Origin of the sequence: Paenibacillus sp. 4624, assembly GCF_050435065.1 — a bacterium.
GTDB classification, from domain to species: domain Bacteria; phylum Bacillota; class Bacilli; order Paenibacillales; family Paenibacillaceae; genus Paenibacillus; species Paenibacillus amylolyticus_D.
In genome coordinates, this window is sequence record NZ_JBNDJR010000003.1 from 54,111 (window position 1) to 78,807 (window position 24,697).

Below are 24,697 nucleotides of genomic sequence, written 5' to 3' on the forward strand. Positions count from 1 at the left end.
TGGGAGGGATGTCCATGAAGAGAACATTCAGGAGTCTGGCGGGATGGTTAACGGTATCACTCATGGCTCTGCTGCTTTGGACCAATGCTTCATACCGGGTATCCGCGCAAAGTGGTGAATTCAAACCAAATGTGAATCAGGAAGTATCCTCAACTTATACCATTGCACAATTGAACGAAGAGGCTGCTGTACTATATCGCAGGGTGCTCGAAAATAATATGGAGGAAGTACGCGCCAGTATTACGCGGATCGATAATAGTCTGGCACATGTCTCGTTTGAGGGTAAAACCTCTGTGGAGGGCATCCATGCGTTGTCGGAAACGGTGGTAGAAGTCAAGGAGGCTGCTGCTAAATTCAAAGGGGATAGGCATATACTTCAGCAGACCTCAGCCAAACTCAGACTTGCTGCGGACAGTCTAGCCAATCCGGCTAAACCGCTCTGGCTCCAATATTATAAAATTGTGAAGAGTGATCTGGATGCATTATCACTGGCAGCTAATCAGAACAACAATGCAGCTATTCTGACTAATCGCTTTAGCGTTCTTGAAGAGCACTATGAAACGATCCGTCCAGCGGCAATCATTCGGCTTGAGCCGTATCAGATCGCTCAAATGGACGCGTGGTTATCCCATCTCAAAGGACTGACACACGCAAAGCAGTCAGATGGATCACAGCTACGTAGCATGGCTGTGCATGGGGAAGAGCTAGTGAATCAATTGTTTGGACGTGAAAAGGATGAGAGCGCCTTTGTGCCTTATGTACAGGGGCCAGATCGCAGGGCAGCAGGGCTGGTGATAAGTTCTGTCATTGTTGCTACACTAAGTTATGCGGGGTACCGAAAGTATCGTGCCGAGCAACAGGATATCTTTACATATCGCCGCTAGTCAGTTTTTCCTATTTGCTAGATGTATCATAAAAGAACAACGAAAACCTCTTGCCACAAAGACAGGCTTTAGACTGACTTTTACTTGTGGGAAGAGGTTTCTTTGTTGCATCTTTCCTATCGTTAGAGCAAAGTCTCAGCTTTCTTTGAAACCTTCCCCATGCACATCATGTACATCACTGATAATGACAAATGCCCTGGGATCAATGGAACGTACAATCGTCTGTAATCTGCGAAACTCTTGCCTGGAAATAACACAGTAGGCCATATGTTTTGCTTGTTTCGAGTAAGCGCCGATGGCTGGAATGAGCGTAACGCCGCGATCCATATCTTTGGTAATCTGATCGGCAATCTCGGGAGCATGATCGCTGATGATCATAAATGCACGGGCTGAATATGCACCTTCCTGAATGAAATCAATCACTTTAGATGCAATAAACACAGCGACGAGTGTATACAGAATTTTTTCCTTGGGAATGTAAATGAGGGAAAGGCCAATGATCACAAAGTCGATACCTAACAGCACTCGTCCCATACTCCATCCGTATTTTCGATTCAGGATACGCGCGATAATGTCGGAACCACCTGTCGTACCCCCCCAGCGGAACACGATGCCAAGGCCGGCTCCCAAGGTAACCCCTGCATATAATGCGGCCAGGAGAAGGTCATTCTCAGTATGTAACGGTTCAATCCAGCCTTGATGAATCATTTTCTCAAACAGCCACAGAAATAAGGTCAATGCCCCGATCCCGATTCCGGTATACATCATCTGTCTACTACCGAGCACTTTAAGCCCAATCAGAAATAGCGGAACATTTAAAATAAGAGTGGTCAGGGAAGGAGACACCCCGAAGGCATAGTTAATCAACACGGTAACCCCGGTAAGCCCGCCCTCCATCAACTGATTGGGGATAATAAAATAAAGAAGCCCAAAGGCGTATAAAGCTGTACCCAACAGTATTGGGAGTACAAGTTTTAGTTGAAACCACGTTTTGGTAGTGCTCATAAGATCCCTCTCTGTACTTGAATTAGAATGAGGAAGTGATCATTCCCATCTTAGTATACCTGTTTCTATAGTCTTTAAAAATGATTTATGCGGGACATTAATCATGATTTGTGCCGTATGATGGTGGAAGTAAACATCAATAACTGATATTATTAGGAACAAACACGACATCAGAATAGAAGGAGAACCTGCTCTCATGGAGAAAAGTATGGCGGAAATGCAGCGTGAGGTTGACCTCTATATTTCTCAATTCAAAGAGGGATATTTCAGTCCTCTGGCCATGCTGGCCCGGATGTCTGAAGAGGTTGGAGAGCTTGCCCGTGAAGTGAATCACGAGTTCGGAGAGAAACCGAAGAAAGCTTCCGAAGCTGCCAATTCAATTGAACTTGAGCTTGGTGATATTTTGTTTATCACCATCTGCTTTGCAAACTCGCTCGGTATTGATTTGGCTGAAGCGCATGACAAAGTTATGCATAAATTTAATACCCGCGACGCAAATCGGTGGACTCCAAAAAACACCGATTAGGCGTAGATTACATATGCTGTACCATCACCCGCACGGGGAGGGTCAGCTTGATGATGAAACCGGAAGATTATATGCAGCAGGCTTACCGCTGTATATTGCAAAATGATTTTGAGCAAGCCATTCGCTGGTTCGAAGCGGCTATTCATGCTCACCCGGAACATGCCGAGTTATATTATCGCTGTTCCATCACGCACGCCCGAAGCAAACATTTGCTTCCTGCACTTGAATATGCCCGCAAGGCAGTTGAATTATCCGAAGGTGTCGAGGAATATGTGCTTCATCTGCAGACACTTGAAGCGAAACAACTTACAGTTAGAGCCAAATTGTTGCTTGAGCAGGTTGGAACAGAATCATGCAAGCCTTATGTCGAGGCTTCTCAGCTTCTTAAAGAAGCCATTAGGCTGGATCCACTGTCTGTGGAGGCACATGTGATGCTGGCTCTGGCTCACAGCGATCTGAACGAATACGAAAGTGCCCTTCAAGTGCTACAGGACGCAATTCTGCTTGATCCGCAGAACGGGCAGTTGTATCAGATGTTACAACAAACGAAGCAACGGTTGAAATCGATGCAGTAAGTGACATCACAGTCAAGTGTTGCAACAATACAGACTGGATGAGATGCATGGGTTAAAACGATTAGATGAACTAACATAGTGAAGGAGATGCAGCCAAGATGAGTGAAGTGATTAGAGTTGCCGTGATCGGAGCGGCTGGGCGAATGGGCCGTGAAGTTGTGAAACTGGTACTGCAAGACCCGGATTTGGAGCTTGCAGCCGCTGTCAACCGCTCCGGAGCAGGCACGGATGCAGGAACGCTGGTAGGACTGCCTGAGTGTGGCGTATTGGTAACAGATGATATCGAGATGGCTTTTGCTGAAACCAAACCACAGGTCATGGTTGACTTTACAGTGCCTCAATTTGCTTTTGCTCATACAGAGATTGCTATCCGCCATGGCGTAAGACCCGTCATGGGTGTTACCGGCTTCACGCCGGAGCAGATTGAACAGTTGGACAAGCAGTGCCAGGAGAAAGGTATTGGTGGGCTGATCGCTCCTAATTTCTCGATTGGAGCCATCCTTATGATGCGTTTTGCAGCACAGGCAGCCAAACATATGCCTAACGTAGAGATCATTGAATATCACGGTGATCAGAAGCTGGATGCACCTTCCGGAACGGCGATCAAAACAGCAGAATTGATTGCAGCGAATCGTGAAGAAATTCGTCAAGGCAATCCAAACGAAGAAGAAACAATTGAGGGCGCGCGTGGGGGATATTATAACGGATTCCGCATCCACAGCGTACGTTTGCCAGGTGTATTTGCACAGCAGGAAGTTGTATTTGGCGATTACGGACAGTCGCTGAAAATTCGTCATGATTCATATGAGCGTGCTGGTTATATGCCAGGAGTCAAGATCGGCGTACAAAAGGTGATGGAATATACAGGACTCGTTTACGGCTTTGACCACTTTATCGACTAAAGGAGATTGAAGATTGTCATGTTAAAAATCGCATTTATTGCCCATGATCGTAAAAAAGAAGAAATGGTAAACTTCGTTACCGCTTATGAGCCTGTGTTTACAGACCATCAATTATATTCAACGGGTACGACAGGTCTTCGTATTATGGAAGGGACATCCCTGCAGATTCATCGTTTTGAATCAGGGCCGCTTGGGGGAGACCAACAGATTGGAGCGTTGGTTGCACAAAACGAGATGGATCTGATCATTTTCCTTCGCGATCCGTTAATGGCGCAACCCCACGAGCCGGACATTAATGCACTGCTTCGCCTGTGCGATGTTCAGGGTATCCCACTGGCAACCAATATTGCAACAGCCGAGATCCTTGTTAAAGCTCTTGACCGTGGCGATTTTGCTTGGAGGGAACTCGTACATAAGTATAAGCCGGACGCTGGATTGAATACGGGTGACTCTCAATGAGTCTCGATATTCTTATCTTCGGTGCACATGCGGACGATGCCGAGATTGGCATGGCTGGAACGATTGCGAAACATACGGCTGCCGGGTTAAAGGTAGGTGTATGTGACCTGACTCGTGCGGAGATGTCCTCCAATGGCACCGTGGAGCGCAGAACCGAGGAAGCGGAGCAAGCCTCACGCGTCCTCGGTCTTTCGTGTCGAACAAATCTCGGATTACCTGACCGCGGGCTGTATATTACGCCGGAACATGTACAAGCGATTACCGCTGAGATTCGCAGACATGCACCCCGAATTGTTTTTGCACCTTATTGGGAGGATCGGCATCCCGATCATATTATGTGCAGTAAACTGGTGCAAGAAGCAGTGTTTAATGCGAAGCTTCGAAATTATATGCCGGACATGCCGGCTGTACAAGTGAAGGAAACTTACTTTTATTTTATCAACGATATCGGCCCTACGGATTTGATTGTAGATATTACGGAACACTATGAACAAAAGGAAGCCTCACTCCGCTGTTATCGATCTCAGTTCGAGCAGGGTGCAGGCATCGTATCTACACCGCTGAATCAAGGTTATATCGAACGGGTGAGGGCACGTGATTCCTTGCTTGGACAACGTAGCTTGATCCCGTTTGCAGAAGGATTTGCAACGATAACACCTTATATAGTGAAACAGTTTGGCGTCTAATTGCCTCTACCTCTGTTTATATGGATAGAACATTGAATATACACTTAAACAAATCATGGCATCAGTGAATTTCCGTTGCATGATATCAACCTGCAATATGCGGGAGATCAAAGGAGCGTCCAACCGGATGGATCAAAAGCTAAAAATCGGAATCACCTGTTATCCGTCCCTCGGAGGATCCGGGGTTGTCGCAACGGAACTCGGCAAATTGCTGGCCGAACAGGGACATCAGGTTCATTTTATTGCGAACAGCATTCCGTTCAGATTAGGAAAATTTCAGAAGAATATCTTTTATCATGAAGTAGAGGTTAACGATTATTACGTGTTTCGGTATCCTCCGTATGACCTGTCTTTAGCGACCAAAATGGCTCAGGTGGCAAAGGCTCAACAGCTAGACTTGCTGCATGTTCATTATGCAGTACCGCATGCTGTATGCGCATTTCTAGCCAAACAGATGGTTGGAGACAACCTCAAAGTGGTTACAACCTTGCACGGAACGGATATCACGGTACTGGCTCAGGATGAATCGTTGAAAGATCTGATCCGTCTTGCGATCAATGAGAGTGATGCGGTAACAGCTGTTTCTCAGGATTTGATTCGCGAAACGGTTGAACTGCTGGATATTCAGCGCCCAATTGATCTGACCTATAATTTTATAGATAAACGTGTCTATTATCCAAGAGATGCAGCGAGTCTGCGCCGTGATTTTGCTGCCCCTCATGAAAAAATATTGATGCATATCTCGAACTTCCGTCCAGTCAAGCGAACACAAGACGTAGTGGAAGTATTCCGTCAAGTTCAGGAGCAGGTTCCTGCGAAATTGTTGTTTGTGGGTGAAGGCCCGGACTTGCCCAAAATTCAGTGTAAAATTAAAGAACTCGGCTTGAGTGAAAAGGTTCATTTCCTGGGTAGACAGGATGATGTCGCTCAGGTGATATCGATGGCCGACATTTTAATGCTTCCGTCCGAGAAAGAGAGCTTTGGTCTGGTAGCACTTGAAGCGATGGCATGTGGCGTGCCTACGATTGGTTCGGAGGCTGGCGGTATTCCAGAACTTGTTTTGCATGGGAAAACAGGATTCCTCTCTCCGATTGGGGATACCAAATCTATGGCTGAGAATGCGATTCGTCTTCTGACGAATGAGCGTTTGGCTGCGGATATCCGGGAGGCTTGCCTTCATCGTGCACATCATGATTTCTGCAATGATTCCATTCGGCAGGAATATGAAAAGATATATTACCGTGTGCTTGGAAGAGAAATCCCCAGTCTCAATCCCATTTGCGGTTAAGCATGGGGAACCACAGCAGGCAAGAGAAGAGGTGATATGTGGTGGTTCAATGGACACAAGCAAATGATGAAATGGCAAAACAAAGTGAGAATGTCCTCACTCGATTAAATGAACAGGGTTTTGAGGCCTATTGGGTTGGCGGGTGTGTTCGGGATGAAATGCTGGGGCGTGCCGTGGACGACATGGATATTACGACCTCTGCTTCTCCCGAGCAAGTTATGGCTCTCTTTGATGATTGTATTCCTACAGGATTACAGCACGGGACTGTGACGGTTCGCTCTGGCGGCTATTACTTTGAAGTGACGACCTTTCGGACGGAGTCGGAATATCAGGATAATCGCAGACCTGCAGCAGTGCAGTTTGTTAAGGATATCAAGGAAGATTTAGAGCGGCGGGATTTCACCATGAATGCTCTTGCAATGGATGTGAAGGGAGCTATAGTTGACCCTTTTGGCGGACAAGTTGATATTAAGCAAGAGCTTGTGCGTTGTGTAGGCCGGGCGGTTGAGCGTTTTGGTGAGGATGCTTTGCGTATGTTGCGTTGTGTTCGGTTCGCTTCCGTCTTTAATTTCAGGATTGCGTACAATACCTGGAAGGGACTCGTTGATCAACGGGAACTGCTTCGGCATATTGCTATGGAACGGGTTCGTACCGAGATGGTAAAAATGATGGCAGGTCCTCATCCGCTCAAGGGATTGGAATTATTATTTCGCAGCCGGGCGCTAGAGTATGTCAAAGCACCGGTGGATTCTTCCAGGTTTAATAAAGATTTGTTAACTGGCTTGCACCATTTGGCAGGAGAACATTTGCTGCTTCGATGGTCATGTGTGTTGCTGGCTGGTGGATATAACCGGGAAGAAGCAGACAAGTTATTGCGGCTGTGGACATTTTCCAATGAACAACGTGTTCGAATTACGGGTGTACTTCAGATGGAGCAACTGGTGTCCGATTTTGTGGAGCAGTGTGAAGATGATAAGGGGCTACGTGAAAACTGGATTTTGTCCGTACTCCATTGTGGTGCTCAGGCTGCTAACGACTGGCTGTTGTTGCAAGAGCAATTGCCGACACAGTGGCGTAAAGGTACTGAACAGACGCATGATCGACTCCTTAAAGTTCAAACTCTCGCGGCAGACTGGAGTCGATCCATGCCAGTCCACGCAATAAAAGAACTCGAAATCACCGGTGAACAGGTGTTGCAATTAGTGGAGCGCAAAGGTGGACCTTGGCTCGGGCAACTCATGAAACATCTGCTCAGGGAAACGGCGATTGGAAATATAATGAATCAGTATGAAACACTATGTGCTGAAGTGAAACGGGTGGCTGCGAATGACCAAGCATGAGGACTTATTACATATGTTACTTCATGCTGACGGAAAGTTTGTGTCGGGCGAGGAGATTAGCCGGCAACTGTCCATCAGCCGAACCGCGGTATGGAAACATGTAAATAAATTACGGGATATGGGGTATGAGTTTGAAGCCGTTTCCCGTAAAGGATACCGCCTGGTCACCAGGCCGGAAAATATTGATGAGACAGCTCTCCAACTCGCACTGAAGACTACGACATTTGGCCGTAAAGCGATCATGCTGTCCTCAACGTCTTCTACACAGGCGGATGTTCTTAAGCTGGCAGAAGAGGGCGAGAGTGAGGGTGCGGTGGTCTTCGCAGAAGAACAGACGGGGGGAAGGGGGCGTTTCGGCCGCAAGTGGTTCTCTCCTCCGGGAAAAGGGATTTGGATGAGCGTGCTGCTACGCCCCGAATTACCGTTGCACCATACGCCCCAGCTTACCCTTATGACGGGTGTAGCTGTATGTCGAGCGATTCGAGCATTTACTGGTGCAGAGGCTGGCATTAAATGGCCGAATGACTTGTTGATTAATGACCGTAAGATATGTGGCATTTTACTTGAATCTGCGGTGGAGGACCATGAGGTTCGCTATTGCATTGCCGGTATTGGTGTGGATGTAAACTTTGATCTCCAGGACTACCCGAAAGATTTGCAACAGATTGCCACCTCTATTCAGATTGAAACAGGGCAAGCTATTGATCGGACGGGGCTGGCAGCCGCTATTTTGACGGAAATGGAACATCTTTATTTTTTATATCAAAAAGAGGGATTTGGAGTTATTTCTACACTCTGGGAAGCATTGTCCGTTTCGTTAAATCGACAGGTTACTGTTACGAATCCTCAAGGTGTAATTGAAGGAACTGCTGTAGGGCTGGACTATTCGGGAGCACTGGTGGTTGAGACGCAGGATGGGGCACGAGAACTGATCATATCTGGCGAAGTGACTTGGAAAAGCTGATGTTTTGTCGAATTTTCTTGGATCATCTCGAACATAATACGTGAACTTTGAGCAGAACTTTGGTATACTGTTTTCGTGAGGCGGTATCGGGCTGTAATGACCGAGCTGCACTCCGATGAGCAGTAACCTTTGTTCTGCTTGATGCGTTATACGCAGGCAAGTAGGACAGCATTAGCAAGGAAATAATGGAATAAGGACAATGTGTTGTTGGATTCTGCTCTGAGCCGAAGAGGACCGAGACAGAAGGGACGATCGCAAGTGACTCTTTTTTGACTTTTCGGGACTTTTTAGTGGAAAACTAAAAGGTTTTTTTGTTGCGTTTAATTGAAAAGGTGAGAGGGGCACAAGACAAATGGCAAACAAACAAGCATTAAACATCGTGAAAATGAAAAAATACAAGCAGGATGGCATTCCGCTTAGTATGATTACAGCTTATGACTATCCGACTGCTCTGCTCGCAGAAGAAGCCGGCATTGACATGATTTTGGTGGGCGACTCTTTGGGGAATGTTGTCCTTGGTTATAACTCAACTTTGCCAGTTACGATTGATGATATGGTCTATCACACTCGTTCGGTTGTGCGTGGTGCGGAACACACGTTTATCGTTGCAGATATGCCTTTTATGACGTATCACGGCAGCATCGATGAAACATTGAAAGGTGTTCGTCGATTGATGCAGGAAGGTCATGCCCAAGCGGTCAAAATGGAAGGCGGCGTTGAAATCGCGGAGACAGTCAAGGCTGTTGTGCAAGCAGGTGTGCCTGTACTCGGGCATATTGGATTGACACCACAATCGGTGAATCAGATCGGTGGTTACCGGATTCAAGGCAAGGATGCAACAGATGCCAAACGTCTGATGGATGAAGCCAAAGCGCTTGAAGCCGCAGGGGCCTTTGGCATCGTGCTCGAACTCGTGACGGAAGAAGTGGCCGAAGCAATCTCGAAAGAACTGTCGATCCCGACCATTGGCATTGGAGCAGGACGGGGATGTGACGGTCAAGTGCTCGTTTTCCATGATGTGGTTCAATATGCTTCACCATACACACCTAAACGATTTGTCAAAACCTATGGTGATGTAGGAAGTGTAATTCGCAGCAGTATTGAAACGTATGTAAAAGAAGTGAAGGATCGCTCCTTCCCGGCTGAAGAGCATGTCTTCAGTGCAGCAGATGGTGTGCTGGATGGATTGTATGGACAACGCAAAGAAAAGGTGGAAATTCGCTGATGAAAGTCATACGCACGATCACAGAGTTAAGACAGGAAATAAGCCTGATGCGAAAAAAACAAGCGATCCATTCCGAAGAAACGATCGTTGGACTGGTTCCCACCATGGGATACCTTCATCAAGGCCATGCCAGCCTGATGAAAGCAGCGAGAGAACAGAGCCACATCGTTGTTCTAAGCATCTTTGTTAACCCGATCCAGTTTGGCCCGAATGAAGACTTTGAAAGTTATCCGCGGGATGAACAACGTGACGTGGAAACGGCTCGTGCTCAAGGGGTAGATATCGTATTTATTCCCTCGGTGGATGAGATGTATCCACAGCCGACACAAACGACGATTGCTGTATCCGGGATTACAGAGCGCTTATGCGGGGCATCTCGGCCAGAGCATTTTAACGGGGTAACTACCGTAGTTTCGAAGCTGTTTAACATCGTGCAACCGCAAAAAGCTTTTTTTGGTATGAAGGATGCCCAGCAGGTGGCCGTTATTGAACAAATGGTACATGATCTGAATATGCCAGTGGACATTATCCCTTGTCCGATCGTTCGTGAGCAGGACGGTTTGGCGCTCAGCTCCCGTAATGTCTATTTGAGCACAGAGCTGCGTCAGGAAGCTTTGGTCCTGTCTCAGGCACTCCGTGCCGCACAGGAATCGGTTCAAGTCGGGACAACTGTTACAGCGGAGGACATTCGCCGTCTGCTTCGTGAACATATTGGCAAATCTGCGCATGCTGTCATTGATTATGCCGAGATTCAGGCTTTTCCAAGTCTGGAGCCTCTTGCAGACCAAGAGGAATTGAAGGCGTATGATGATCTGCTGATTGCACTGGCTGTGAAATTTGGGAAAACAAGATTGATTGATAATATACGTATTCAAAAAATGGAGGTGCTGTCCCATGTTTAGAACTCTAATGAAATCCAAGATTCACCGTGCTACGGTAACGGAAGCCAACTTGAATTATGTGGGCAGCATTACCATTGATGAAGATCTTATGGAAACTTCGGATTTAATGGAAAACGAAAAAGTGCAAATTGTGAACAACAACAACGGAGCAAGGCTTGAAACCTACGTTATTCCTGGGCCTAGGGGCAGTGGCGTCATTTGTCTGAATGGTGCCGCCGCTCGTCTTGTACAGCCTGGAGATACAGTCATTATCATTTCTTATGCCATGATGTCTCAGGAAGAAGCGAACACGCATAAACCTACCGTGGTGTTTGTGGACGGTCAGAACAAACCGGTTCAGACGATGAAGAAAGAGGTTCACGCCACGATCTTGTAATCGGCTGGGAAGGAGAATGAAATCAGCCCATCCAGCAAAAAATGAGTACAGGTCACTGCACTAATTCATTTTCCAAGGGTGGGGATGCATCGATGTTCCAGCATGTTTTCGCCGAAATGAACGACATGTTAGATGAAATTATCAAGAGCTATCCTTCCGCTGAAGGTCTGGACAAACAGGAGTTATTACAGAAATGGAATTTGCTCAAACGAATGAGTGACGGGATGCTGGATGAATGGCTGATGTTTGAAGAAAAGATGAGTCAGATTCGGGAAAGAGAGCTGGACAAACCAGCTTCTCTTGAGCCGGAGCAGGAAGCAGTGACAGCTTTGCCTGAACTTCATCTGGAATGCTTCAGCCGGGGCCAAGGATATTTTAAGTTGCAGATGTACCCGCAGGCTATTGATCAATTCTTACGGGTGGTGAACGATTACCCGGATAGTGCCTTAACCCGTTTTTATCTGGCACTCGCACACTTAAGCCTGGAGCAGATTTATGAGTCTGAAACCCATTTACAACAAATTATGCTACTTAAGGGATCGGCAAGACTCAAAGGCCTTGTATGTAACGCGCTGGGCTGTATTCAGGCGAAGCTTTCCAATCCAGAAGCAGCATGCTCCCTGTTTGCCCAGGCCCTTCAGTATGACCCGACGTTGACCGAACCTCTGTATAACATGGAAGTTTGCAGACTGAACAGAGGTAAACTGCAATATGCAAACCAGCTAGGGTGTGTTTGAAAACACTGAAGGAAGCCAATTTTGCCGAATTTTCGTTCCAAGGCAGGAAGTTTACCGCAGGCGTGCCGCGGCACGCCAAGGGGAAAGTGACGCAGCAGGGGGCGAAAAGGCGGTAAATGATGCATTTCAGTCGGCTTCAAGACACGCCCTGACTGCCCTGAATTGAAAAGAACATTTGGCAACAAAAGAACGGTGTTTCCTCCTTTGGCATAGCGGTGGAAACACCGCTTTTTTGTCAGTTAATTTTCAAATGTCCTTTTTTTTGCTATGCTGTAACATAGACTGGAATGGAAGGGATCGTATATTGCAATGAAATTTGCCGTTTTGGATTTCGAAACAACCGGCACGCAGTCCGACGGTGAGATCATACAGGCCGGACTTGCCATTATAGACCATGACTTCAGCATAACTCAAATATATAGTTCTTATGTAAATCCGGGTGTTCCCATTCCACCATTTATTACAGGGTTAACCGGAATTACAGAAGAAGATGTCGCGGATGCTCCATCTCTTGAAGAGATGATGATGGAGATGGTACCGCTTCTTGACGATGTGGTTTTGGTGGGCCATAACGTTGCATTTGATTTTTATTTTTTACAGAATGCGCTTGATCGATGTGGATATTTACCGTTTACAGGTCGAATTCTGGATACGATTGATTTTTTGAAAATTACATTTCCGTCGCTGGGTTCATACCAGCTTGGTTATGTATCAGCCGAATTTGGATTTGAACATGACCGGCCCCATCAGGCCGACAGTGATGCACTCGCAACAGCTCATGTTCTGCTTAAATGTCTCGATGAACTTAGGGAGCTGCCATTAATTACAATTCAGCGTCTTAGCGATCTGTTTGCACCAGAGGACAGTGATCTGGGCTGGTTTTTCGACGGACTACGTGCGGAGAAGGAAGCAGAACCGATTCAAGACCTGGATGGTCATACGTATTACCGTCAGCTGGCACTTAACGTCAGTGACTGGACGGAAATTGGAGCGCCTCGTGATGAAAGAGAAGCGAACCCTCTGGAGGGCGTGACCTTTGATCAGTTCTTGGATCAGGTGAGAGCGAACCTGAAAGAGACACTGGATCATTATGAAGAGCGTGAAGCACAGACACAGATGTTTGGCAGTGTACGGCAGGCGCTGGACGAAGAGAAACATCTTCTGCTGGAAGCCGGAACGGGAACAGGGAAATCCCTGGGATACTTGTTGCCTGCTATTTATGAAAGTGTAAAACAAGAGCAGAAGGTGATGGTAAGCACTCACACCATTAACTTGCAAGAACAACTGCGTGAACGGGATATTCCGATGCTGACGCAGGTGGTGCCTTTTCCATTCAAAGCTTCCGTGTTCAAGGGGAGAGGCCACTATCTCTGTCTACGCAAATTCGAACACAAAATCAACAAACGTGAGTTTGCTACTCCGAAAGAGGACTACTTCACGGCAGCACAAATGATTGTGTGGCTTACCCAAACCGAAACGGGTGACGATGAAGAATTGAACCTCAGTGCACGCGGAGGAGATTTCTGGGAAACGGTGCAGAGCGAGTCCGAGTCTTGTCTCGGTAGATCCTGTCCGTGGTTCCGCAAGTGCTTCTATCATCGTGCGAAACATGAGGCAGGACTTTCTGACATCGTGATCACCAATCACTCGAAGCTATTTACAGACGTGAAAGCTGCTCATCAGCTGTTGCCAGCTTACGAAAGCCTGGTCATTGATGAGGCGCATCATCTTGAAGATGTAGCGGGTAAACATTTGGGGCTTCACATGAAGTATTTTACGCTTGTACACACACTGACCCGTTTGTTTAAAGATAGTCGTAATGGTCAGCTTCCGATGCTTCGCTCTCAATTGTCAGGGCACGAAAACGGTGTACAGTGGGGTTCGATGGTGGATCAGATGTTTCCCCTCGCCGTTGAAGTGAAGGAAATGTGGGATCGTCTAAGCGATGCTTTGTTTGGTCTTCTGCCTGAACGGAGTGATGCTTCTCCAGGGGAGACTGGACAGTTCTCATTACGGCTTAAAGCGTCCCAGAAGCCTGCCAAGTGGCAAGAGTTGCAGGATTTGGAGAACCAGATCTATGTGACATTAGGTGATTTGGTGCGCAAGGGTGACAAACTACTGCTCGAAGTAAAAGAAGATCAGGATGATTACCAGTCCGACAGTCTGATTACAGATATCACCGGGCTTTTGAAAGATCTGACAACGATGAAGGAAAATTTAAGATTTTTCATGCGTATGGATGATGCCAAGACCGTGTACTGGATGGAGGCCAGCGGACAGTTCCGTAGTAAGTCACTCCAGTTATACGCTGTTCCGGTGGATGTGAGTGCGCAATTGAAAGAGATGTTTTTCGATAAAAAGAAAAGCGTTGTACTTACATCGGCTACGTTATCGGTGGATAAGTCATTCCAGTTCATGATTGAGCAGCTGGGCCTGCAGGAAGCTGCCGACAATAATCGGCTTCTAACTTCTATGCTGCCTTCTCCATTTAATTATCGGGAACAAGCTTTGTTAGTTATTCCGCGGGATTTCCCGAGTTTGAAGGGGAGTGTAGGTGACGCACACTTTGTACAGATGCTGGTGCATTCTCTTGCCCAGACGGCGATAGCAACCCAAGGACGTATGATGGTACTGTTTACCTCTTACAAAATGCTTCGACAAGTCTACGAGCCGCTGAAAGAAGCTTTGTCCGGGAATGACATCTCGCTGCTGGGGCAGGGTGTTGACAGCGGGAATCGTTCGAAGCTGACCCGACGCTTCCAGGATGCCAAAGCAGCAGTCCTGCTGGGTACGAGCAGTTTCTGGGAAGGCGTAGATATTCCAGGTGAAGCGCTGACCTGTCTTGCGATTGTAAGACTGCCTTTCCAGCCCCCTAACCATCCGCTTCTGGAAGCGAAGAGTGAACTGTTGCAAGAGCAAAAGAAAAATCCATTTATGAAGCTGTCTGTGCCGCAGGCAGTCATTCGCTTTAAGCAGGGGTTCGGCCGACTCGTTCGGACGGGCAAAGATCGCGGGATCGTCATTGTGTATGATACACGAGTGATTGAAGCTTATTACGGCAAGTACTTCCTGTATTCGTTACCGGGACCAAAGATGGAGCATATGCTCACAGAACAGATGGTTCCCCGTATTGCTGAATGGTTGGATCGACCTGCGGAAAATCAAAAATAATTACGATGTACGGCTATAACATTGCATTGTACTTCAACATGGCGTTAAACTTTGGAAAAGACTTCACAAAGTTAGAACAGGGCAGCGCTTATATGAACTTATATTCCTATTAATTCGGGCATTCTGTATGAGGACATGATGCAAGGATCTTGCATGTATACAGAATGCTCATCTTTTCAATATTTATTTAATCGTGGCGATGGTAAGGGGGAGCAAGGATGAAATCGGATAAAATATCAGAAGCGGTAGTACGGCGTCTGCCTGTATATTTGCGTTATTTAAACGAGTTGGTTCAACGTGAGGTGACAACGGTTTCCTCGCAGGAACTGGGACAGCGACTGGATCTGAATCCAGCTCAAATTCGTAAAGATTTAGCGTATTTCGGTGATTTTGGTCGTAAAGGAATCGGGTATGATGTGTCTTACCTGATTGAAAAGATTCGGCACATTTTGAAAATCGATCAGCAAATTAATGTGGCTCTGGTGGGAGCCGGTAATCTCGGACATGCTTTATCGAATTATAATGCTTATTTGAAGGACAATATGAAAATTGTCGCTATTTTTGATGCCTTTGGGCCGAAGATCGGCAGTAAAATTAATAGCCTGACCGTACAACCGATGGAAGAACTTACCGAAGCGGTTCAGAAAGACAACATTCGTATCGGTATCATCACGGTGCCGGACACCGAAGCTCAGAACGTTGCCGATCAACTGATTGAATCGGGCATTGAGGCGATTCTGAATTTTGCGCCAACGATTCTAAAGACGCCTTCACATGTTCGCATTCATCATGCAGACTTTACAACGGATTTGCTCAGTTTGGCTTATTATTTGGAGAATGGGAAGGAAGATGAGCTTGATGACAACAACGAATAAATGGGTAATCCACCATGGTAAATTTGCTGTAAACGAAGGTGCAGATTGGACTGTGGTTCAAGGATATATGGTCGTTGAGAATGATAAGATTGTTCATATTGGTGAGACGCTGCCGGATGGTGACGAGAACCTGCCTAAAGTGGATGGAAAAGGTATGCTCTTCCTGCCGGGTCTGATCAATACGCATGGTCATGCAGCGATGTCTCTGCTTCGGGGTCATGGTGATGATCTGGCACTGCAAGTGTGGCTACAAGAAAAAATGTGGCCAATGGAAGCCAAAATGACTTCTGAGGACGTGTATTGGGGAGCATCCCTTTCGGTGCTTGAGATGTTAAAAGGCGGAACAACAGCTTTCCTGGACATGTATGACCACATGGATCAGGTGGCAAAAGTGGTTGAACAGTCAGGGGCTAGAGCTGCGCTGGCTCGTGGTGTCATTGGACTGTGCTCTGAAGAAGAGCAGATGCGAAAGCTCGAAGAGTCCGCTGCATTTGCGCGTGAATGGAATGGACAGGCGGATGGACGCATCACAACCGTAATCTCTCCGCACGCACCTTACACATGCCCTCCAGATTACATAGAGAAACTTGTTCAGGTTGCGCATGATTTAAACCTGCCTCTTCACACCCACATGTCAGAGACATTGCGTGAAGTGGAGCAGAATGTAACAGATTACGGCTTACGTCCAGTGGCCCATTTGGAGAAGCACGGCTTCTTCTCACGTCCTTCACTTGTAGCACATGCGGTGCATCTGAACGATGAAGAGATTGAGATTTTGGCGCGTCATGATGTGGCTGTATCTCATAATCCAGGCAGTAATTTGAAGCTCGCATCGGGTGTTGCCCGTGTTCCTGCCTTGTTAAAAGCAGGTGTAACTGTATCGCTGGGAACAGACGGACCGGCAAGCAATAACAATCTGGATATGTTTGAGGAAATGAGACTTGCAGCTTTGATCCATAAAGGCGTATCCGGTGACCCAACCGCTGTACCTGCTGGTGAAGCGCTGCTGCTTGGAACAGCTTACGGCGCGAAGTCCGTCTTCCTGAACGATACCGGTGCATTGCAAGTTGGCAAGAAGGCTGATTTTATTGCGCTGAATATTGAACAAGCTCACTTCTATCCGCACACGGATTTGATATCCCATGCCATCTACTCGGCTTCGGCGAAAGATGTTGAACATGTGTGGGTAGATGGAAAACAAGTCGTTAAGCATGGTGAATGTCTGACATTGGATGAAGAGCGCATTTTGCGGGAATCCCAGTTAGCCTTTGATCAATTGCTTGCGCGTTAAGAGGCGACTTCAATGCGCATTTTTAGGGAAAGGAAGTTCAACTCTTGAAGAAAAAAAAGAAGTGGATATGGATATCGCTGCTCATACTCGTTCTGGTCTTGTTTGGACTTCAGCGGTACTACGTCTACGTCACGCAAGATCAGCGTAAGGAAGAAGCATTGGCGATTGAGGCTGCACAGAATCAGTTGGGAATTACGTCACCTGATGAACTTCGAAAGTACGTGTGGGGCGAAAAGAGTGGCGCTGACAACATCTACTGGACGATGACAGCCAAAAACAAAGATAATCAGGACATCATGGTCTGGGTCAAGTTTGATAATAACAATCAGCCTGTCCAAGGCGCTGCAGGTGTGCATAGTGAGTTATTGCAGAATGGCATGTCCGAAACGCAGATTCGCAATCGTTTCAGCTCTGACGTGCCAGACGGTGAGATCAAACGCATCATGCCTGGTGTTGTGAACAATATATACGTGTGGCAAGTGTATTATAACGATGACACGCATAACTATTATCGTTTCTACCGATTTAGCAATGGAGAGCAGGTAGATTTGGTATATACGTTACCGAACAGCTAACCTCGTCATCACTCTGGTATGATCAATAGAACGGTCAATTCAAATTCGTTTCAACATAATAATAAGCAAAAAAACCGGCAGACGGGATACCGACTGAACCGGTTTTTTCGCATTCCAACCATCGAATGAAATTAAAATAGTTAAAATTATTATTTTATTCATATTTTCGCCTTCGAAATTGTATATACGATGTGATATACTCAGATATGTACTGAAGTTAACGAAAAACGCAAACAAATCTGCAATAAACGTTGCAGACCATCTTGTACAGCTAAATATATAAGCCTGTAGATTAAGGACGGGCTCATTTTGGGAGGGTAATTCATTTGAAGCTGAAAGTATTGCCTATTGTTCTAACTGCCGTTGTTTCTGCCGTCCTATTGTTTGGAGGTTGGTTCATATATCGTCAAGTAGCCGTACAGAGCCCAATTGAAAAGATGGTTACTCAGTACGATGGTGTTAATAGTGTTCAGTTAACTATTAACCGTAACGATGTACAAATGAAACTTGATTTAAAGCCGAATGTAGATTTAGGTAGACTGGTGCAATATATTCATAGAGAAGGACAGAACCTGATCGGCTCCCGTGCGCTGAAACTGGATGTTGTAGACCACTCCAATGAGGCTCTTGAAAACTGGTGGGGAGATGCCATGTTTACCGTAGCTCAGGCGATGGAGAACAAACAATACGCCGAGATTACTCCGACGTTGTCCAAGATGGCCACAGGAGGAATTCAAGTCAATACGGCGATGGATGACAACAATGTTTATGTGAGTCTGCGAGACGGAGAAGCCAGCAAGTTCATTATACTGCCGCGTGTACCCGGTCAGATAGGAGTGTGGCCTAATGCCTAAATGGACAAAAGAAATTGCCATAGGATTTGTCCCAGTTGTTATCATTTTTCTTGCTTTTATCGGTGTGAATATTGTTCCGATTCTGATCGCTGCATTGCTGGTTGGCGGGTTGTTATTCATGATGCAGATGCGCGGTGGAATAACGGTAGGTGCTGGACAAGAACGTAAACGGAAGAAAAAAGGACCTTCAAAACTGACGTTTGAAGAAATTGGAGGTCAGGACAGTGCCAAGCAGGAATTAAGAGAAGCGCTTGACTTTCTAATCCGTCATGAAGAAATTCAGAAGTTTGGGATAAGGCCAATGAAAGGCATTTTGCTGACGGGCCCCCCGGGAACAGGGAAAACGTTGATGGCGAAAGCAGCAGCTCACTACACCGATTCGGTTTTCGTCGCTGCATCAGGCAGTGAGTTTGTCGAAATGTATGTAGGTGTAGGTGCCAGCAGAATCCGGGATTTGTTTAAGGATGCCAGAACACGGGCTGCCAAGGAAAACAAGGAGAATGCTATCATTTTTATCGATGAGATTGATGTGATTGGTGGTAAACGTGAAGGCGGACAGCAGCGAGAGTATGATCAGACCTTAAACCAGTTGCTGACGGAGATGGATGGTATCTATACTTCTGATACACCTAGAATATTGCTGATTGCAGCTACCAACCGTAAAGAGATGCTCGATAGTGCACTGACACGACCAGGGCGTTTTGACCGTCATATTCAGGTGGATTTACCAGATAAAAAAGGTAGAAAACACATTCTGGAACTACACGCGGTGAACAAACCGCTTACACAGGACGTGAATCTGGAAAAAACGGCAGAAGAGTCTTACGGTTTCTCAGGTGCACAGCTTGAAAGTGTCATGAATGAAGCAGCGATCTATGCGATGCGTGAGGGAATACTGACCATCGAACAGCGTCATTTATCGCTTGCGATAGACAAAGTGATGATGGGTGAGAAAACGGATCGCGAGTCGAGCGTGGAAGAAAAGAAAAGAGTGGCCATCCATGAACTGGGACATGCTATTATGGCAGAGCTTGTGCGCCCTGGAAGTGTAAGCCAGGTAGCCCTTAGTCCGCGTGGACAGGCACTTGGATATGTGCGTCATAACCCGCAGCAGGAGCAGTTTCTGTATACCAAACGATTCCTGGAGGAACAGATCATGATTGCCCTAGGTGGTGCAGCCGCGGAAGAGATGTACTATGGTGGTCGTTCCACAGGTTCACGCAATGACTTTGAACAGGCGACGAATGTCGTACAGACGATGATGGCTTCTGGTTTGACTTCCCTCGGGATTGTAAATATGGATATGGTCACGACTGAAGAGCTGATGAGAGAAAATAAAGTCATTCTTCAGGAACTGATGGAGCAGACGAAACGCCGGCTTGAAGAGCAACGGTCAATTTTCGACAATTCACTCGACATTCTGATGCGTGAGGAAGTTTTGTCAGGAGAACAATTTCGTTGTCAATTTCGTGACAGTGCACGTTTACCAGCATAATTTCTTTATGCTGGTTATTTTTTTTTACATTTCAGTCGTGCTAAGATATTATTAGTTGTTGGGTCGAAATTTGTAATTTTCGGCGAACAGGGTACAATAGAGAAATAGAGAACCGAAAGGATGGAGCAGAACCATGTTTTTCAAAAAAATAGGAGTTGTCGGCGGCGGTACGATGGGGCAGGGAATTTCCCAGATGCTCGCAGCCAAAGGACTTGATGTGCTTCTGGTGGAGCATACGAATAAAAAGCTTGATCATGCATATGACATGATTGAAACAAATTTGGATAAACAGCTCGAGAAATGGGCGATTACCAAAGCGGAGAAGAAATTGATCCTCTCCCGCATTACGAAAGTAGCGCATTTGGCTGAACTGGGCTCTTGCGATATGGTTATTGAAACGATCTCGGAAGATCTGGAAGCTAAAAAAGCAGTCTTTAATCAATTGGATCAGGTATGTCCAAGCAATGTTATTTTGGCAAGTAACACGTCCACGCTGAGTTTGACCGAGCTTGCAAGCTCGACCAAGTACCCAGAGCGTGTTATTGGTATGCACTTTATTCACCCGGTATCCCGGGTTGATCTTGTTGAGATTATTCGTGGTTTGAAAACATCCGATACTACATTCGAAGAAACTCGCCGCTTTGTTGAAGAAGTCGTAGACAAAAAAGGCGTTATGATCTACGAATCCCCTGGATTTGTAACCTCCCGTCTGATCTGCTTGCTGATCAACGAAGCACTTCACGTTCTGCAAGAAGGTGTAGCTTCAGCTGAAGATATCGATGACGCAATGCGTATCGGTTATAACTTCCAGCATGGACCGCTTGAAATGGCTGACCGTTTCGGACTTGATTCCGTTGAAGCAGCTCTTGAAAGAATGTTCCGTGAATTCGGAGAACTGAAATATCGTCCTTCGATTGTCCTGAAGAAAATGGTGCGTGCAGGTCATCTGGGCGTAAAAACAGGAGAAGGATTCTTCAAGTACGACAAGGATGGTGACCGTCTGTGAATATACTCGTAATTAATGCGGGGAGTTCCTCGCTCAAATATCAATTGTATAATATGGAAGATGAATCGGTACTTGCGAAAGGTCTGGTAGAGCGAATCGGGATGGATTCTTCCATTCTGACACATAAACCGACTGGCCGTGAGGAAGTTACGGAAGTTAGTGAGATTCTGGAACATACGACTGCAATTCGTAAAGTCATTGATTTGTTGACACACAAGGAACACGGCGTGGTTGCTTCTGTTAGTGAAATTCAGGCTGTAGGTCACCGTGTAGTACACGGCGGTGAAGCGTTTAAAGAATCTTCGCTTGTTGACGATGCTGCAAAAGCGGAAATTCGTCGATTGTTCGACCTAGCTCCGCTTCATAACCCGGCAGCAATGATGGGTATCCGTGCGGCTGAATTGAATATGCCAGGTGTGCCTCAGGTAATGGTGTTTGATACAGCGTTCCACCAAACGATGCCTGAACATGCTTATCTATATGCTATTCCACGTGTACTTTACAAAAAATACAAAGTACGTCGGTACGGCGCGCATGGTACCTCCCATGATTACGTGAGCAAAGCGGCGGCCGAGTATCTTGGTCGTCCGTTGGAAGACTTGAAAATCATCACTTGTCACGTAGGTAACGGCGGCAGTGTGACGGCAGTTAAAGGCGGCGTATCTGTGGATACATCGATGGGCATGACTCCACTCGAAGGTTTGATGATGGGAACTCGCAGTGGTGACCTCGATCCAGCGATTGTGCCTTATGTGATGAACAAGGAAGAACTTAGCGTAAGCGAAGTAAGCTCCATGTTAAACAAACACAGTGGACTTCTGGCGATTTCCGGGATCAGCAGTGATATGCGTGAAATTACAGAAGGCATGGAAAAAGGCGAGCCGAATTCAACGCTGGCATTTGAAATGTATGAATATCGTTTGCGTAAATACATCGGTTCTTATGCTGCGGCAATGAACGGTGTAGATGTGATCGTATTTACAGCCGGTGTAGGTGAAAACTCCGTTGTTCTTCGTCAGAAAGTATGTGAGCAATTGACATACCTTGGTGTTGAGCTGGATGAAGCATTAAATGCGATCCGTTCCGGTGAACCACGCCGTATTACAACTGAAAATTCAAAAGTGGACGTTCTCGTCGTACCTACGAACGAAGAATTGGTCATCGCACGAGATACACACCGAATCGTATTGAATTCTAAGTAATCTAACTGTAAAGTAAATACAGGATGACAATGAAGTGCAGAGGACAGGTGCGAACCTGTCCGCTGCATTTTCAAATTTATGGAACCAAGGGGAGATATGGGCATGGATACGAATTGTGTAATTCGTAATGTGAACGAACACGTGGGTGAGACAGTTACCATTGGCGCTTGGATTAATAACAAACGCTCCAGCGGTAAAATTCAGTTTTTGCAACTCCGTGATGGGACTGGATATATTCAAGGTGTAGTCGTTAAGAGTGAAGTCAGCGAAGACATCTGGAATGATGCCAAAAGCCTGACCCAGGAAAGCTCTGTCTACGTGACAGGCGTTATCCGTGAAGAGCCACGCAGTGCGTCAGGGTATGAAATGACCGTTACTGGTGTTCAAATTATTCATCTGACGGAAAACTACCCAATTACACCGAAAGAGCACGGTGTGGATTTCTTGATGGATCATCGCCATCTGTGGCTTCGTTCCACCAAGCAACGTGCTGTAATGGTGATTCGTGCAGAGATTATTCGTGCTGTTCAGCAATTTTTTGATGGTAACGGATTCACACAGGTGGACCCGCCGATCTTGACACCTTCATCTGCAGAAGGCACAACGAACTTGTTCCATATCAAATATTTTGATGAGGACGCGTATCTGACGCAAAGTGGACAACTGTACATGGAAGCCGCGGCTATGGCACTGGGCAAAGTATACTCTTTCGGCCCAACGTTCCGTGCTGAGAAATCCAAAACACGTCGGCACTTGATTGAGTTCTGGATGATTGAGCCGGAGATGGCATTTGTCGATCACGAGGAAAGCTTGCGCGTACAAGAGAAATTCATCGCGCATGTCGTTCAATCTGTGGTGAAAAATTGCCGTACAGAGCTGGAGTCCATTGGGCGTGACGTTTCCAAACTGGAAGGCATTACAGCTCCGTTCCCGCGTATTACGTATGACGAAGCGATTGAGTTCCTGAATGGACAAGGCTTTGACATTCCTTGGGGCGAAGATTTCGGTGCACCTCATGAAACAGCGATTGCGGAAAAATACAATACTCCTGTATTTATTACGCACTACCCAGCTGGAATCAAAGCATTTTACATGAAACCAGATCCAAATCGCCCTGAAGTTGTTCTGTGTGCGGATATGATTGCGCCAGAAGGTTATGGTGAGATCATTGGTGGATCACAGCGTATCGATGATCCAGAACTAATGCAACAACGTTTTGAAGAGCACAACCTTTCGGATGAAGCGTACCAGTGGTACCTGGATCTGCGTAAATACGGATCGGTTCCCCACTCCGGTTTCGGTCTGGGATTGGAGCGCACGGTAGCCTGGATCTGTGGACTTGACCATGTTCGTGAGACCATCGCATTCCCTCGTATGCTCTATCGTCTGTATCCTTAATGTTTAACGGGAAAGAGTATATGGAAGACGCGTCCTCCAAAGCCTGGTTAAGCGGGGCAGCCTACGGTATGGCTTCAGGTACAGCTCAATTACCATATGCCTTACTACGTTTTTATCATCAGCTTGGTTTGTCCGATACTGAGGTTTTGCTTCTCATTCAATTGCTGGGCTTCCGTCAGGCAGAATTCAATGAATTTCCAACCCTTGAAGAGCTTGCCACACGAATGGGACTTGCTCCTGAAGGCATTGCCAGAATGTTGCAACGTCTGATGAGGGATGGGTATATTACAATTGATGAGCATCGGGATGAAGAACGGGATATTCAGTATGAACGATATGACCTGCACGGCTTGTATGCCAAGCTAGCGATGTGTACATCGGAAGAAGCAGCACATATCCGGTCAGAACAACAAAAAGGGAATGCCTCACGTCCGGATTCGAACAGTGTTCAAAAAGAAGAGGAAGAGCGGAATATGTTCTCTATTTTTGAAAAGGAATTTGGTCGTCCTCTCTCGCCGATGGAGTGTGAAACCATCTCCAGCTGGCTGGATCAGGATCGCTATCAGGAAGAGCTGATTCTGATGGCTTTGAAAGAAGCGGTATTTGCAGGAAAAGTGCATTTCAGGTACATCGACCGAATTTTGCTGGAGTGGAGCAGGAATCGTGTTAAAAATGTACAGGATGCCAAAGCGTATACGCAACGTTTCCGCAATGGCGGACGTTAAATTAATAAACAGGCCAGAATTTATTCTGTGCCTGTTTTTTGATATTATTTTACTCCATAATACATTTCGGAATAGCTTTATGTATGTCTATATCACGTTTTTTTGAGGAAATTTAATAGTTTAACTGGTCGCTCGGTCGGTTCAAGGAACATAACTAGAATATCCTATAGGGAGACTAATTATAAAAAGTTAATAAAAATTGCAGGGGTCAGTTGACCAGTCGTCGTCTATAGAAT

25 protein-coding genes are annotated in these 24,697 nt (G+C 46.4%); 24 read left to right on the top strand and 1 reads right to left on the bottom strand.

The genetic code is table 11. From position 1 onward, the window contains the following. Positions 1-14: 14 nt before the first annotated feature. The gene (locus ABIE27_RS07980) at positions 15-884 is read left to right on the top strand and encodes a sporulation protein YpjB (protein ID WP_429350277.1); all 870 of its coding nucleotides are present in this window, start codon (positions 15-17) and stop codon (positions 882-884) included. Positions 885-1,019: 135 nt separating this feature from the next. Here the strand turns inward: ABIE27_RS07980 and ABIE27_RS07985 are convergent, their stop codons facing one another. Next, positions 1,020-1,889: a YitT family protein gene (locus ABIE27_RS07985; protein WP_123066036.1), complete on the bottom strand. Its 870-nt coding sequence runs from the start codon at positions 1,887-1,889 to the stop codon at positions 1,020-1,022. A 196-nt stretch (positions 1,890-2,085) separates the two neighbouring features. Here ABIE27_RS07985 and ABIE27_RS07990 point away from each other — a divergent pair, with 196 nt between their 5' ends. From ABIE27_RS07990 to ABIE27_RS08100, 23 genes are all read left to right on the top strand, one after another. Continuing rightward, the gene (locus ABIE27_RS07990) at positions 2,086-2,415 is read left to right on the top strand and encodes a nucleotide pyrophosphohydrolase (protein WP_090917174.1); all 330 of its coding nucleotides are present in this window, start codon (positions 2,086-2,088) and stop codon (positions 2,413-2,415) included. 50 nt (positions 2,416-2,465) lie between these two features. After that, a complete protein-coding gene (locus ABIE27_RS07995; protein ID WP_123066037.1) occupies positions 2,466-2,990 on the top strand; it encodes a tetratricopeptide repeat protein in 525 nt (174 codons plus the stop codon). Positions 2,991-3,088: 98 nt separating this feature from the next. Beyond that, positions 3,089-3,892 (top strand): 4-hydroxy-tetrahydrodipicolinate reductase, encoded by an 804-nt coding sequence (gene dapB, locus ABIE27_RS08000; protein WP_090917170.1) that lies wholly within the window; start codon positions 3,089-3,091, stop codon positions 3,890-3,892. An 18-nt stretch (positions 3,893-3,910) separates the two neighbouring features. Next, positions 3,911-4,351: a methylglyoxal synthase gene (gene mgsA / locus ABIE27_RS08005; RefSeq protein ID WP_090917168.1), complete on the top strand. Its 441-nt coding sequence runs from the start codon at positions 3,911-3,913 to the stop codon at positions 4,349-4,351. Then, positions 4,348-5,037, top strand: coding sequence for a bacillithiol biosynthesis deacetylase BshB1 (bshB1, locus tag ABIE27_RS08010; protein WP_123066038.1), 690 nt, complete (start codon positions 4,348-4,350; stop codon positions 5,035-5,037). Before mgsA ends, bshB1 begins: the two co-directional genes overlap by 4 nt. Before the next feature lie 127 nt (positions 5,038-5,164). Continuing rightward, the gene (gene bshA / locus ABIE27_RS08015; protein WP_123066039.1) at positions 5,165-6,325 is read left to right on the top strand and encodes an N-acetyl-alpha-D-glucosaminyl L-malate synthase BshA; all 1,161 of its coding nucleotides are present in this window, start codon (positions 5,165-5,167) and stop codon (positions 6,323-6,325) included. 71 nt (positions 6,326-6,396) lie between these two features. Beyond that, positions 6,397-7,665: a CCA tRNA nucleotidyltransferase gene (locus tag ABIE27_RS08020; protein ID WP_429350278.1), complete on the top strand. Its 1,269-nt coding sequence runs from the start codon at positions 6,397-6,399 to the stop codon at positions 7,663-7,665. After that, on the top strand, positions 7,652-8,629 hold the full coding sequence (locus ABIE27_RS08025) for a biotin--[acetyl-CoA-carboxylase] ligase (RefSeq protein WP_429350279.1): 978 nt from the start codon (positions 7,652-7,654) through the stop codon (positions 8,627-8,629). Before ABIE27_RS08020 ends, ABIE27_RS08025 begins: the two co-directional genes overlap by 14 nt. Positions 8,630-8,981: 352 nt before the next feature. Beyond that, a complete protein-coding gene (gene panB / locus ABIE27_RS08030) occupies positions 8,982-9,854 on the top strand; it encodes a 3-methyl-2-oxobutanoate hydroxymethyltransferase (protein WP_429350280.1) in 873 nt (290 codons plus the stop codon). Then, a complete protein-coding gene (gene panC, locus ABIE27_RS08035; protein WP_429350281.1) occupies positions 9,854-10,756 on the top strand; it encodes a pantoate--beta-alanine ligase in 903 nt (300 codons plus the stop codon). The genes panB and panC overlap by 1 nt, the downstream gene beginning before the upstream one ends. Next, positions 10,749-11,132 carry an aspartate 1-decarboxylase gene (gene panD / locus ABIE27_RS08040; protein WP_123066044.1) on the top strand — a complete coding sequence of 128 codons (384 nt, stop codon included), beginning with the start codon at positions 10,749-10,751 and terminating at the stop codon, positions 11,130-11,132. Before panC ends, panD begins: the two co-directional genes overlap by 8 nt. A gap of 116 nt (positions 11,133-11,248) precedes the next feature. Then, positions 11,249-11,869 carry a tetratricopeptide repeat protein gene (locus tag ABIE27_RS08045; protein WP_240037071.1) on the top strand — a complete coding sequence of 207 codons (621 nt, stop codon included), beginning with the start codon at positions 11,249-11,251 and terminating at the stop codon, positions 11,867-11,869. After that, a complete protein-coding gene (locus ABIE27_RS08050) occupies positions 11,862-12,035 on the top strand; it encodes a hypothetical protein (protein WP_429350282.1) in 174 nt (57 codons plus the stop codon). The genes ABIE27_RS08045 and ABIE27_RS08050 overlap by 8 nt, the downstream gene beginning before the upstream one ends. A 143-nt stretch (positions 12,036-12,178) precedes the next feature. Continuing rightward, positions 12,179-15,040 (top strand): ATP-dependent DNA helicase DinG, encoded by a 2,862-nt coding sequence (gene dinG / locus ABIE27_RS08055; RefSeq protein ID WP_429350283.1) that lies wholly within the window; start codon positions 12,179-12,181, stop codon positions 15,038-15,040. 218 nt (positions 15,041-15,258) lie between these two features. Then, on the top strand, positions 15,259-15,915 hold the full coding sequence (locus tag ABIE27_RS08060; protein ID WP_123066047.1) for a redox-sensing transcriptional repressor Rex: 657 nt from the start codon (positions 15,259-15,261) through the stop codon (positions 15,913-15,915). Then, the gene (locus tag ABIE27_RS08065; RefSeq protein ID WP_429350284.1) at positions 15,899-17,206 is read left to right on the top strand and encodes an amidohydrolase; all 1,308 of its coding nucleotides are present in this window, start codon (positions 15,899-15,901) and stop codon (positions 17,204-17,206) included. The genes ABIE27_RS08060 and ABIE27_RS08065 overlap by 17 nt, the downstream gene beginning before the upstream one ends. A 44-nt stretch (positions 17,207-17,250) precedes the next feature. Continuing rightward, positions 17,251-17,781 (top strand): DUF5590 domain-containing protein, encoded by a 531-nt coding sequence (locus tag ABIE27_RS08070; protein ID WP_429350285.1) that lies wholly within the window; start codon positions 17,251-17,253, stop codon positions 17,779-17,781. 326 nt (positions 17,782-18,107) lie between these two features. After that, a complete protein-coding gene (locus tag ABIE27_RS08075; protein ID WP_123066050.1) occupies positions 18,108-18,635 on the top strand; it encodes a hypothetical protein in 528 nt (175 codons plus the stop codon). After that, positions 18,628-20,130: an AAA family ATPase gene (locus ABIE27_RS08080; protein WP_429350286.1), complete on the top strand. Its 1,503-nt coding sequence runs from the start codon at positions 18,628-18,630 to the stop codon at positions 20,128-20,130. Before ABIE27_RS08075 ends, ABIE27_RS08080 begins: the two co-directional genes overlap by 8 nt. A gap of 133 nt (positions 20,131-20,263) precedes the next feature. Next, a complete protein-coding gene (locus ABIE27_RS08085; protein WP_429350287.1) occupies positions 20,264-21,136 on the top strand; it encodes a 3-hydroxyacyl-CoA dehydrogenase family protein in 873 nt (290 codons plus the stop codon). After that, positions 21,133-22,338 carry an acetate/propionate family kinase gene (locus tag ABIE27_RS08090; protein ID WP_123066053.1) on the top strand — a complete coding sequence of 402 codons (1,206 nt, stop codon included), beginning with the start codon at positions 21,133-21,135 and terminating at the stop codon, positions 22,336-22,338. Before ABIE27_RS08085 ends, ABIE27_RS08090 begins: the two co-directional genes overlap by 4 nt. A gap of 102 nt (positions 22,339-22,440) precedes the next feature. Next, positions 22,441-23,736 (top strand): asparagine--tRNA ligase, encoded by a 1,296-nt coding sequence (asnS, locus tag ABIE27_RS08095; RefSeq protein ID WP_123066054.1) that lies wholly within the window; start codon positions 22,441-22,443, stop codon positions 23,734-23,736. A 20-nt stretch (positions 23,737-23,756) separates the two neighbouring features. Continuing rightward, on the top strand, positions 23,757-24,461 hold the full coding sequence (locus tag ABIE27_RS08100; protein WP_123066055.1) for a DnaD domain-containing protein: 705 nt from the start codon (positions 23,757-23,759) through the stop codon (positions 24,459-24,461). The last annotated feature ends 236 nt before the right edge of the window (positions 24,462-24,697 follow it).